Raw genomic sequence first — 11,138 nt, 5'->3', positions numbered from 1 at the left:
TCCCTCCCAAGACTTTCGACCTTATCGAATCCCTGCTGCCGTTTTTCCCGGATTGTTATGAGGCTGCGCACAGCAAGCCATTGAAATTTCATTTCTTGAAGTTTCCAGTAGATGCCCAGCCCAATGCTTCAATCATGAAGCCCATCAGGAGAAAAGACAGACAAAAATATATTTTCAATATGCTGTAAATATAAAAAAGGCTCTGTTATAGTTTGTGATTGTTTCATCTCCACAGTGAGGTGAAAATACAGCCTTTTTCTCCGGTTTTCCCCTTGGCGGGATCCACACGGCTAAGGCATTTTGCCGATTATCCCTTTGGAACTTCAAGGAAAAAAGTATCAACCATTTTCTATAACACAGCCTAAAAAAAATCATATCCTATGCAGAGCCACTTATTAAACGCGAACGGCTCATAACCTATAAAATAAGAAGGTTCTGTCATAGGATGTGGCTGCCCAACTTTCTACAATATAGTGAAATGACAGACTTTTTCTCTGACTTTTCCGTTGATGGATCTATAATCGTGGTATTTTATTGGTTATTCCTTTGGAATTTCAAAAAAAATGGCCCTGTCAGAGTACATGGTTGTTTTTGTTCATCAATATACTGAAAATATATGCTTTTTCTCAAAATTTTCCACTGGAGGGCTCTGTGGTTGGGGGATTTTATTGGTTATTTCCTTGAAGCTCCAAAGGGATGGCCAGCTAAAATGCCTTAGCCATGAATTCCGCCAAGGGGAAAACTGGAGAAAAAGGCCGTATGTTCACCGTGCTATGGAAATGAAACAACCACATGCCATGACAGCGCCTAAAAAAGGACATACACCGTTCGTTTCCGAACGGCACTTGTCATTGGCTCATAGAAGCAAGACATGCAGGGGATGGACATAAGGGCACCAGCCGCCTTGCCGCCCGGCCCACCACCTACCATTGCAAAAGTCTTTGGAAAGGGAGGGATGGGGTTTGGGGAAGGGAGGGAAAAGCCTTTCTCCAGAAAGGTTTTCCCTCCCTTCCCCAATGCTTACCCCTCTTCACCCACGCCTTTCCCCGCCCCCACAAAACGACGCAGCTCGCGCCAAAGGGCATCAATGCCGCGCATGTCCTTGGAGGAAACGGGAAGGGGCATAACGCCGTTGAGCAGACGGCTCCACTCCTGCTGGCGCTTGCTGCGTTCGACCTGCGTACACTTGTCGGCTTTGGTCAGCACGGGCAAAAGCGGAATGCCGTGCACGCGCGCAAAGTCCGCGAGATCGCGATCCAAGGCCTGCGGCGGAATCCGGCAGTCGAGCAGCAGGGCTAAGGCCTTGAGCGCCGGGGTGTTCGTGAGGTAGTATTCAATCAGCTTGGCCCAGCTCTTGCGCTCTTCCTGCGAACACTTCGCATAGCCGTAGCCCGGAAGATCGACCAGAGAAAAGCCGTCGGGGTCGACCCTGTAGAAATTGATGGAACGCGTCTTGCCCGGCGTCGCGCTGATTTTGGCAAGCTGCTTGCGGCGGGCGAGGGCGTTGACGAGGGACGACTTCCCCACATTGGAACGCCCGGCAAGCGCAATCTGCGCTTCCTGACGCTGCTCAAGCACGGAAAGCTGCTCCTGAAGCTGCGGCTTATTGAACGTCGTCGCCTCAAGGGTCAGCGTGGGGGGAGTCTCTTTCATCATGCGGGAACCTCCGGTGTATGTTGACAAGCGCGGCCTGATGTTCGACAATATCAAGTTGCAGTGGCAAGGCTATCCTGCCGCAGCGTGAAAAGCAATCGCGGCAGCCGTCCGATTGCCCCGGATAAGGAACAAGCGGGGGGCGCAGAGCACTCCCTTGGTAAGTATTTGATATTCAGCACTGTTTTTGGAGGCAGCATGTATTCCACCACGGATTTCCGCAAGGGGCTTAAAATCGAAATCGACGGGACTCCCTTCGAAATCATCGAATTCCAACACTTCAAGCCCGGCAAAGGCGGAGCTATGGTACGTACCAAGCTGCGTAACATCCTCAATGGCCGCGTGCTGGACAACACCTTCCGTTCCGGCGAAAAGGTCGATCGCCCGAACCTCGAATCCCGCGACATGCAGTTCCTGTATCACGAAGGCGACCAGCTCGTTTTCATGGACATGACCACCTACGATCAGATGCACATGGATGCCGAAGCCACCGACGGCAAGGCCAACTACCTCAAGGACGGGCAGGAATGCCGCGTGCTTCTCTACAACGAAAAGCCGCTGGACATCGAAATCCCGGCCTCCCTCGTCCTTGAAGTCACCGAAACCGAACCCGGCGCCAAGGGCGACACGGTGAGCAACGTGACCAAGCCCGCCACCCTCGAAACCGGCGTCGTCATTCAGGTTCCGATTTTCGTGAACATCGGCGACCGCGTCAAGGTCGATACCCGCACCAACGCCTATCTCGGCCGCGAATAGTGCTTTTTCCGGCCCGGATCCCCGGTTCCGGGCCGGATGATCCCCGCTTCAACAGATCGCCATCCCTATCATGCAGACAAAACGGAGAGCGCCGGAGGAGGTTGCCATTACGGACGGACGCAAGATCGCCCGGGAACTGTTTGGGCTTTTTCTTATTTTCTGGGGGCTGCTGGTGCTCTTGAGCCTAGTGTCCTTTGATCAGAATGACCCCAGCATCAACCATGCCGTGAGCAACCCTGCAATCGTCAAAAATTACGCCGGGCTCTTCGGCGCATACCTCAGCGGGCTTCTGGTCGACATCTTCGGGTTCGCCGCGCTTGTCTGGCCTCTCGTCTTCCTTGCGTGGGGGGCGGGCTGCGTCTCCACATGGTTCACCATGCCGTGGTGGCGCTGGTTCGGCTTTACCCTTCTGGCGGCTTGCCTCATTTCCCTCGGTGCGGCCTGGAACCTCGGCATCGGCGACGTCCGGGGCGGCGGCATGCTCGGCATGACCCTTTATACCAAGTTCACCACCCTGTTCAGCCCGGTGGGGTCTTCCCTGATCTGGCTGTTCCTGCTGTTCATCTCCCTTGAGATGGCCTTCGGCATCGCGTGGCTTGCGCTTATCCGCAAAGGATGGGCCCTGCTGAAGGAACAGCTGAGCGGGACGCCCCTCTCCCTCGACGACTTGCCGGAGCGCCTTTCCAAGGTATCCATGCCCAAGGTCGCCCTGCCCAAAATCGGGTTGCCCCAAAAGGATAAGAAAAGCGAAGAAGAAACGGCCTCCAGCGTCATCCCGCTGTTCGAGATCCATGATGAAGAGGGAAGGCCCGCGCCCAAGCGCGAGGAACTGCTCAGCATGGATCCGCCCTTCCTCCTAGCGCCTGAGGAAACGCCCGCCGCGCCGAAAAAAAGCGCAGGGGAACCGCTCAAGCTCTGGGAGCCTCCGTCCGAGGATACCTTTGAGTTCCAGCCGGAAGAACCGCGTGCGGGGACGGGGACATCCGCGCCGCAGACGGACATCCGCTTGCCCTCCCCTGCGGATGCCGCCGCCAAGCCCGTCAATCTTCTCGCCGGGGAAAACCCGCTGCTGGCCCTGACCATCCCTGAAATGCCGCCCGCCCCCGCACAGCCTCAGGCGGAACCGCAAGCCCCGGTTCACTCCGTACAGCCGTATGCGGCGGAGCAGCAAGCCACGGCTCAGCCTGCGCAGCCCCACGCGGAAGCGGCTTCCCACGCCCCGGATCAGCCGCAGGACACCTTTGCGTTCGCGCCCCAGCAGGATGCCGCGCAGCCCGTTGCCCAACGGCAGCAAGCGCCGCAGCCGGTACAGGCTGCCGCACAGCCTGCGGCTCCGTCCGCGCCCGCCCAGCCGCCCGTACAGGCGGCCCCAACGCCTCAGGCAATGTCTCAGGATCCGGCCCAAACCGCGCAGCCCCGCATCGACGCGCCCGTGGGGACGGCCCCCGCCGCAGCGAAACCCCTCCTGCGCAAGCGCTCCTATCCCATGCCTTCGCTGGATCTGCTCCAACAGCCGCAGCAGAGCGATTCCCTGCCCACGAGGGAAGTGCTGGAGCAGCAGAGCGCAAGCCTGATGAACTGCCTCTCCGAATTCAATATTCAGGGCGAACTGGTTCGGGTGACGCCCGGCCCGGTGATTACCCTGTTTGAAATCCGCCCCGCTCCGGGCGTCCGCGTGGGCCGGTTCACCAACCTGACCGACGACCTCGCCCGCAGCCTCAAGGCCGAAGCCATCCGCATTCAGGCCCCCGTGCCGGGATGCGACACCGTGGGCGTGGAAATCCCCAACCTGAACCGCTCCACCGTCAACTTCCGTGAGCTGATCCAGTCGGAAGCCTTCCAGAGTGCGCCGTCCCTGCTGACGATGGCCCTCGGCAAGGACATCGAAGGGCGCCCCGCCGTCCGGGATCTCGCCACCATGCCCCATGTGCTCGTCGCCGGTACGACGGGATCGGGCAAAAGCGTGTGCCTCAACTCCGTGTTGGTGAGCTTCCTCTACAAAGCCTCGCCGGATGAAGTGAAGCTCATGATGATCGACCCCAAGCGCGTGGAAATGGCGATGTATGCGAATCTGCCGCATCTTGTGCATCCTGTGGTGACGGAAACCTCCCTCGCCAAGACGGCGCTTGAATGGGCCGTGGCCGAGATGGACGGCCGTTACGACTGCCTCGCCAAGTTCGGGGTCAAAAACATCAAGGACTACAATAAGAAACTGGCTTCATTCGGCGACGAAAGGCCGCAGGAGTACGCCGATCTCAAGCCCATGCCCTACCTCGTCATCGTCATTGACGAACTGGCGGATCTCATGCTCACGGCGGGCAAGGATGTGGAAGGCTGCCTCGTGCGCCTTGCCCAGCTCGCCCGTGCCGCCGGCATCCACCTCATCGTGGCGACGCAGCGCCCGAGCGTGGACGTGGTGACGGGCCTCATCAAGGCAAACTTCCCGTGCCGCATTTCGTTTCAGGTCGCCAACAAGTATGACTCGCGCACCATCCTCGATACGGCCGGGGCCGAGCAGCTCCTCGGCAAGGGCGACATGCTGTTCAAGCCCACCGGCGGCAAACTCCAGCGCCTGCACGGGCCTTTCGTCACCGACGACGAGGTGCAGGCCGTGGCCGATCACTGGAGACGCCAGTGCGCGCCGCAATACGAGGTGGATTTCACCGAATGGGGCACGTCCCTCGCGGAAAACGCCAAGGCGTCCTCGGCCCCCGCTTCCGGGCCGGGCAGTTCGGAAGAGGAATCCCTGTACGCCGAGGCCGTGGCCTTCGTGCAGGAGCAAGGCCGCATGTCCATTTCCCTGCTCCAGCGGCGTTTCCGCATCGGCTTCAACAAGGCCGCGCGGTTCGTCGAACGCATGGAGGAGGAAGGCATCCTTCCGCCCGCTTCCCGCGCCAATAAAGCCAGAACCGTGCGGATGGATTGATTTTTCAATGGGGAGGGGCGAGTTCCATACGCCCTTCCCCCGGCCTGCCCTCCTGCCCGTGCCCATCGGCGGAGAACGTGCGGCGGACAGCCCTTTTCAGGAAGGGGACGCGCGCACGGGGGGACTTCCCGAAGAGGCAGGCTTCCCGGAACACGGCGGCCTGCCTGCCGATCGTTGCGGCAAGACAGTTGATGCATTCCGTGCCAAACACCCTTTTTCAGGAGATCATCATGCGTTTCCCGACCTTTTTCGCCTGTGCCGCGGCCCTGCTGCTGATCAGCGCGGGCGCTTCGCACGCGGCGGCTCCCGCCATTACGGGAGAGATGCAGAAAAAATATGAGGCGATGCAATCCTTTACCGCTGAGTTCACCCAACGCCTCGTCCATCAGGAAAGCGGCTCCGAGGAAACCCGTCAAGGCACCCTCGCCTTCCAGAAGCCGCTCCGCATCCGCTGGGAGACCAAGGCCCCCCATGCGGAACTTTTGGTCATCACGGACAAGGACGTATGGGACTACCTGCCCGACGAAGAGCTGGCCTACCAATATTCGCCGGAAGTGGTTCACGACTCCCGCTCCATCATTCAGGTCATCACCGGCCAGAGCCGCCTCGACAAGGATTTCACCGTCGAGGCCGAGCCGGACGATAACGGACTGGCCGTGCTCCGGCTCTACCCCAAAGATCCTTCTCCGCAGCTTGTGGAGGCGCTCCTCTGGGTGGACAAGGGCACGAAGTTGATCAAGAAGGCGCAGATTCTGGACTTCTACGGCAACACCAATGAAGTGGCCCTGACCTCGCTGACGCCCGATGCGTCCATCAAGGCCGGAACCTTCCAGTTCACGCCTCCTCAGGGCATCACCGTGGAGAACCTGATGAATCAGGACGCTCCCGAACGCCCGCTGCTGCAATAACGCCCTAGCCCTGCGAGGTGTCCATGTCCATCGGCTCCCGGACGCATGAAGAATTCATGGAAGAGGCCCGTGCCTTTCACGGGTATCCCGCTCCCGGCCTGATCATCGGCGGCTACATGGTGGAGCTTGCCAAGCGCCACATACCGGAAGGCGTCCTGTACGACGCCATCAGCGAAACGGCCCACTGCCTCCCCGACGCCGTGCAGATGCTTACGCCGTGCACGGTCGGCAACGGCTGGCTTCGCGTCCTGCCCTTCGGCATTTACGCGTTGACCCTGTACGACAAGGCGACCGGGGAAGGCGTCCGCGTCGAGCTCGACAACGGCAAGCTGGAGCCCTACGACGCCATCCGCAGCTGGTTCCTCAAGGAGCGCCCCAAGAAGGAACAGGATAGCGAACGGCTGCAAGCCCAGATCAAGGAAGCGGGCGAGTCGATCCTCTCGTTCCGCAAAGTCCGCATCCGTCAGGACATGCTTGGGCGCCGCTCGTTCGGCGCGATCACCCGCTGCCCGCTCTGCGGTTCCCACTACCCCGCCTCCTACGGCGGGATCTGCCGCTCCTGCCAGGGGCAGTCCCCGTATGAGGACGGCCCCGGCTTCGCCCTGTCGCAGCAGCCCCGTATGCCCGCCCCCGTCCCGATCCCGGTCGAAGAGGCGGTCGGTAAGCACGCCCTGCACGACATGACGCAGATCATACCGGGCAAGGAAAAGGGTGCCGCGTTCGTCGCCGGGCAGGAGCTTTCCGCAGGGGACATCTGCCGCCTCCAGCAAATGGGCAAAAACCGCGTCTACGTTCAGGAAAACACGCCGCACCCCGAAGGCTGGGTGCATGAGGACGACGCCGCCCGCGGCTTCGCCCGGCTCATGCCCGGCGACGGCGTGGAAGTGGAAGCCGCCCCGCGCGAAGGCAAGGTCAACTTCCGGGCCACGCGCGACGGGATGCTGCTGGTGGACACGGAACGCCTTGAGCGCTTCAACCTCGTGCCCGACGTGATGTGCTGTACGCGCAAGAACTACAGCGTGCTCACCGCCGGGACGCGGCTTGCAGGAAGCCGGGCCATCCCGCTGTTCCTGTCCCGCCCCGGATTCCTCAAGGCGCTTTCTGTTTTGGAAGACGGCCCGTTGTTCAAGGTCGTGCCCATGCGCAAGGCCAAAATCGGCATCCTCGTAACCGGGACCGAAGTGTTTCAGGGGCTGATTGAGGATCGTTTCGCGCCCATCATCACCCAGAAGGCGCAGCAGCACCACTGCGAAGTGGTCAAGACGCTCTTCGCCCCTGACGACGCGGATCTCATCGTTCAGGGCGTGCGCGGCCTGCTTGAGGCCGGGGCGGACTTCATCGTCACCACGGCGGGCATGTCCGTCGATCCCGACGACCTCACCCGCAAGGGCCTCACCGAGGCGGGGCTTACGGACACCCTCTACGGCGTGCCCGCGCTGCCGGGGACGATGACCCTCATCGGGCGCATCGGCGGCGCGCAGATCATCGGCGTGCCCGCGTGCGCGCTGTTCTTCAAGACCACCGTTTTCGACATCATCCTGCCCCGCATGCTCGCCGGGGTGCCCATCACCCGCCTCGATCTCGCCAAGCTCGGCAACGGCGGCCTGTGCATGGAATGCAAGGTCTGCACGTTCCCCAAATGCCCCTTCGGGAAAGCCTGATACGCCGGAAAAAAGAGGGGAAGCCTTTCTTCGGAAAGCGCTTCCCCTTTTCTTTTGCCCCTGCCATAGAATATGTCCGGTACATTCATACGGCATCGTGGCCTTACAAATGGCTATACGCCTTTTCTCCGACGAACCGCATGAATGAAACCTTTCATTGATCCTTTATTGAGGATTTCAAGAAAGGCTCTGTCATGGCATGTGGTTGTTTCATCTCCACAGGACAGTGAACATACGGCCTTTTTCTCCGGTTTTCCCCTTGGCGGAATCGCGGAACCGCCGGCTAAGGCATTTTGCCGGTTATTCCTTTGGAATTTCAAGGAAAAAAGCATCAACCATTTTCTGGGACACGGCCTCAAGAAAGCATCAATCGTTTACTCCCACAACGCCTTGTCTTGAAGGCAGGCCGCCTTTGATCCGGCGGCGGCTGCTTCCGGGAACGGGTTGCCTCTGAAATACCGCACAGCCCAAAGATGACGTTCTGGTAACAAACACCGTTTTCCCAAAAATCCACGCCTGTGTGCGGCTGCCCTTTCAGAAATGGCTGTGCAAGGAAACGGTTGAATTTTATTGAAATTTCAAAGAGATACCCCTATCCCAACTGTGAAGCCCATCAGCGAAAAGCCTGAGAAAAAGCCCGTATTTTTCAGCATGCTGTAAACACAAAAGGCTCTGTCGTAGCATACGGCTACTCCATCTCCATAACACTGTGAAAATGCAGCTTTTTATCATAATTTCCCCTTGAGCGAAATCCATAGCCAAGGCGTTTTGCCGGTTATTCCTTTGGAACTTCAAGGAAAAAAGCATCAACCGTTTTCTCGGACACAGCCACACAAAACAATCACATGCCATGACGGGGCCCCGGAAATGAGACGCTTCAGAGCAGGGCGTCGGCATTGCTGCAATAGCGATCCAGTTCCGCGTCGCTGAGCCCCGCCTTTTCCTGAAGCTGCATCATGGCGTCGCCCGGATCGTACAGCGGGTAATCGCTGCCGAACAAGATGCGATCCTGCGGATGCCTGCGGAGAATGGCCTTGAGGAGCTCAGGCTGGATGAACGGGGTGCAGCTTGACGTATCCAGCCACACGTCGCGCCCCACGAGCGCCTTGAGGGAGTGCTCCCACTGATGATACCCGCCGAGATGCCCGGCGATGCAGCGGAGGCGCGGGAAACGATCCAGCAGCGCCGCCAGCTTGTACGGGCAGGAGGGATTCTTTTCCGGCGGCACGTTGTCCCCGATATGGAACAGGAAGATAAAATCGTCCTGCGCGGCCTCGAACATGGGCAGAAGCCGGGGATCGTTCAGCCAGAAATGCTGGAAATCGGGATGGAGCTTGATCCCGCGTATGCCCGCCGCCTTCAGGCGTTCCAGTTGGCTCTCCCACGCTTCGTAAGCGGGGTGCAGGGTGCCGAAAGCCGTCACTTCGGGGTGCTCGCGCTGGAGCGTGACGGCGTAGTCATTGGCCGGGACGACCTGCCCCGGCGTGGTGGCCGCGCACAGCACCACACAGCGGCCTATGCCGGAACGCTTTTCCCGCAGCAGCAGATCGGCGATGGTTCCTTCGCCCACACAATTGAGCTGATAGGCTTCGTTAAGATGTTCCACCGCATGGCGGGCGATTTTCGGGTGAAAAGCGTGCGTATGAATGTCTGTAAGCATGATCCAGTCCGAATGATTCAGGAAAAAAAACCGCGTTCTTTCGCGGGCGCAGCCCCTGAACATACGTTCGGCGCGGCCCGTTGTCCACAGGCTGCGCCGAACGAGGCATTCACGGCTTCAACGGAAGCAAAAAATAATTATTGAAATAGGCTCTGCCATATATGTGACTGTTTCATCTCCACAGCACGGTGAGAATACGGCCTTTTTCTCCGTTTTTTCCCTTGGCGGAATCCATAGCTGAGGCCTTTTGCCGGTTATTCCTTTGGAACTTCAAAGAAAAAAGCATCAGCCCCATACTATAACACAGCCTTTACATAAGGCCCTGTTATAGTATGGGGGTGTTTCATCTCCACAGTGCGGTGAAAAATATAACCTTTTTCCAGTTTTCCCCTTGGCGGGATCCACGGCCAAGGCATTTTTCCGGTTATCCCTTTGGAGTTTCAAGGAAAAAAGCACCAGCCATTTTCTATGACACAGCCTTTACATAAAGCAGAACATGCTTCAAACAACAGCAGAATAATGAAAGTCCACGCCGAAAGCCTATAGCCCGAACAGCCGCTTCACCGCGCCAAGCTGCGCCTCGTCGAGCGCGCCGCCGTATCCCCGTGAGACGGGCTCCAGCCCGCCGAACTTGGCGGCAACGGCGGACTTGATGGCCGCCACGAAATCGTCGCCTATCGTATAAATGGACGAGAGCCGCCCGATTTCCCTGTGCGCCGCGCACAGTTCCTCGAACTGCCCTGAGCGGAACGCCGTTTTCGCCTGCGCAAACAATTCGGGAACAACATTGTTCAGCCCGGACAGCACGCCGTCCCCGCCGTTCATCAGGTTGGGGATGAAATACTCGTCGAACCCGCACAGCACCGAAAAGTCTTCGCGCACCTCAGACACGGCCCGCACGATGGCCCGCGTATGCGAGGCGCAGTCCACCGTATCCTTCACCCCCATGAACCGGGGGAACCGGGCGGCAAGCCTGGCGATCAGGGCCGCATCCACATCGCACCCCGTACGCGCCGGGAAATTATAGATGAGCCACTCGCCCTCGAAACGCCCGCCCAACATATCGAAATACGCCTCAAGCTGGCGCGGGGTCTGGGCGAAATAGTAGTGCGGCAAGGCCATGACCGCCTCATAGCCTTCCGAATAGGCCGCGTCCGCCAAGCGCGTCATGTCTTCCATGCAGGTGCCGGACACGTTGGCGATCAGCGGCAAGCGGGTCATAGTCCGCGCCGCATGGATCAGGCTGACCCGCTCGTCCATGCTCAGGGCCGTGAACTCCCCGATGCTCCCCATCAGCAGGACGCCGTCGGTCCCGGCTTCCGACAGCCGGGAGAAATGCTTTTCCAGCGCGGCAAGATCCAGCTTCCCGTCCGCGTCAAACGGCGTGATCGAAGGGCACCACGCCCCCGTGTATTTTTTCTTGCTTTCCGGCATGATCCGCTCCTTTGGCTGTACTGTTGCACGAAAAGGGGTGTCCCCAAAGCTTTCGGCTGATGGGGAGCGGGCTTCCGCGCGATCCCCCCATGCCTGAGACGGCGCGGCGCGTCCGCGAAAACGGACGGCCCCCCATCAGG

At 59.3% G+C, this 11,138-nt stretch carries 11 protein-coding genes; 7 read left to right on the top strand and 4 right to left on the bottom strand.

Annotated features, from left to right (window positions below; translation table 11 throughout):
• Both ACZM8Y_RS01280 and ACZM8Y_RS01275 read left to right on the top strand, forming a co-directional pair.
• A partial coding sequence (locus tag ACZM8Y_RS01280; protein ID WP_489501507.1) for a hypothetical protein occupies positions 1-188 on the top strand: 188 nt, incomplete at its 5' end.
• A gap of 393 nt (positions 189-581) precedes the next feature.
• The gene (locus ACZM8Y_RS01275; RefSeq protein ID WP_489501506.1) at positions 582-890 is read left to right on the top strand and encodes a hypothetical protein; all 309 of its coding nucleotides are present in this window, start codon (positions 582-584) and stop codon (positions 888-890) included.
• A 130-nt stretch (positions 891-1,020) separates the two neighbouring features.
• Here ACZM8Y_RS01275 and yihA read toward each other — a convergent pair whose 3' ends face one another.
• Entirely contained in the window at positions 1,021-1,656 is a 636-nt protein-coding gene (yihA, locus tag ACZM8Y_RS01270; protein WP_302553567.1) for a ribosome biogenesis GTP-binding protein YihA/YsxC, read from the bottom strand.
• Positions 1,657-1,851: 195 nt separating this feature from the next.
• On the opposite strand from yihA, the gene efp reads away from it, so the two are divergent.
• Both efp and ACZM8Y_RS01260 read left to right on the top strand, forming a co-directional pair.
• The gene (gene efp, locus ACZM8Y_RS01265) at positions 1,852-2,409 is read left to right on the top strand and encodes an elongation factor P (RefSeq protein ID WP_302553569.1); all 558 of its coding nucleotides are present in this window, start codon (positions 1,852-1,854) and stop codon (positions 2,407-2,409) included.
• 70 nt (positions 2,410-2,479) lie between these two features.
• A complete protein-coding gene (locus ACZM8Y_RS01260; protein ID WP_479858258.1) occupies positions 2,480-5,335 on the top strand; it encodes a DNA translocase FtsK in 2,856 nt (951 codons plus the stop codon).
• Between the two features lie 4 nt (positions 5,336-5,339).
• Here the strand turns inward: ACZM8Y_RS01260 and ACZM8Y_RS01255 are convergent, their stop codons facing one another.
• Positions 5,340-5,546, bottom strand: coding sequence for a hypothetical protein (locus tag ACZM8Y_RS01255; RefSeq protein ID WP_479858257.1), 207 nt, complete (start codon positions 5,544-5,546; stop codon positions 5,340-5,342).
• Positions 5,547-5,565: 19 nt separating this feature from the next.
• On the opposite strand from ACZM8Y_RS01255, the gene lolA reads away from it, so the two are divergent.
• The 3 genes from lolA (at position 5,566) to ACZM8Y_RS01240 (ending at position 8,303) form a co-directional block, all read left to right on the top strand.
• Complete coding sequence (lolA, locus tag ACZM8Y_RS01250) at positions 5,566-6,243, top strand: outer membrane lipoprotein periplasmic chaperone LolA (protein ID WP_302553572.1); 678 nt, start codon at positions 5,566-5,568, stop codon at positions 6,241-6,243.
• A 23-nt stretch (positions 6,244-6,266) separates the two neighbouring features.
• Positions 6,267-7,904 carry an FmdE family protein gene (locus tag ACZM8Y_RS01245; protein WP_479858256.1) on the top strand — a complete coding sequence of 546 codons (1,638 nt, stop codon included), beginning with the start codon at positions 6,267-6,269 and terminating at the stop codon, positions 7,902-7,904.
• A gap of 201 nt (positions 7,905-8,105) precedes the next feature.
• The gene (locus tag ACZM8Y_RS01240; RefSeq protein ID WP_487479874.1) at positions 8,106-8,303 is read left to right on the top strand and encodes a hypothetical protein; all 198 of its coding nucleotides are present in this window, start codon (positions 8,106-8,108) and stop codon (positions 8,301-8,303) included.
• Between the two features lie 478 nt (positions 8,304-8,781).
• Here the strand turns inward: ACZM8Y_RS01240 and ACZM8Y_RS01235 are convergent, their stop codons facing one another.
• The gene (locus ACZM8Y_RS01235) at positions 8,782-9,564 is read right to left on the bottom strand and encodes an amidohydrolase family protein (RefSeq protein WP_479858255.1); all 783 of its coding nucleotides are present in this window, start codon (positions 9,562-9,564) and stop codon (positions 8,782-8,784) included.
• Positions 9,565-10,104: 540 nt separating this feature from the next.
• A complete protein-coding gene (locus tag ACZM8Y_RS01230; RefSeq protein WP_479858254.1) occupies positions 10,105-10,998 on the bottom strand; it encodes a dihydrodipicolinate synthase family protein in 894 nt (297 codons plus the stop codon).
• Positions 10,999-11,138 lie beyond the last annotated feature (140 nt).

Source organism: Bilophila sp., assembly GCF_057864385.1.
This window is presented reverse-complemented; position numbering and strand designations above follow the sequence as displayed.

Excerpts from the sequence above, each read along its gene's own strand:
- ACZM8Y_RS01275 (WP_489501506.1), top strand. The coding sequence starts at position 582 with ATGGTTGTTTTTGTTCATCAATATACTGAAAATATATGCTTTTTCTCA.
- yihA (WP_302553567.1), bottom strand. The coding sequence starts at position 1,656 with ATGATGAAAGAGACTCCCCCCACGCTGACCCTTGAGGCGACGACGTTC.
- efp (WP_302553569.1), top strand. The coding sequence starts at position 1,852 with ATGTATTCCACCACGGATTTCCGCAAGGGGCTTAAAATCGAAATCGAC.
- ACZM8Y_RS01260 (WP_479858258.1), top strand. The coding sequence starts at position 2,480 with ATGCAGACAAAACGGAGAGCGCCGGAGGAGGTTGCCATTACGGACGGA.
- lolA (WP_302553572.1), top strand. The coding sequence starts at position 5,566 with ATGCGTTTCCCGACCTTTTTCGCCTGTGCCGCGGCCCTGCTGCTGATC.
- ACZM8Y_RS01245 (WP_479858256.1), top strand. The coding sequence starts at position 6,267 with ATGTCCATCGGCTCCCGGACGCATGAAGAATTCATGGAAGAGGCCCGT.
- ACZM8Y_RS01235 (WP_479858255.1), bottom strand. The coding sequence starts at position 9,564 with ATGCTTACAGACATTCATACGCACGCTTTTCACCCGAAAATCGCCCGC.
- ACZM8Y_RS01230 (WP_479858254.1), bottom strand. The coding sequence starts at position 10,998 with ATGCCGGAAAGCAAGAAAAAATACACGGGGGCGTGGTGCCCTTCGATC.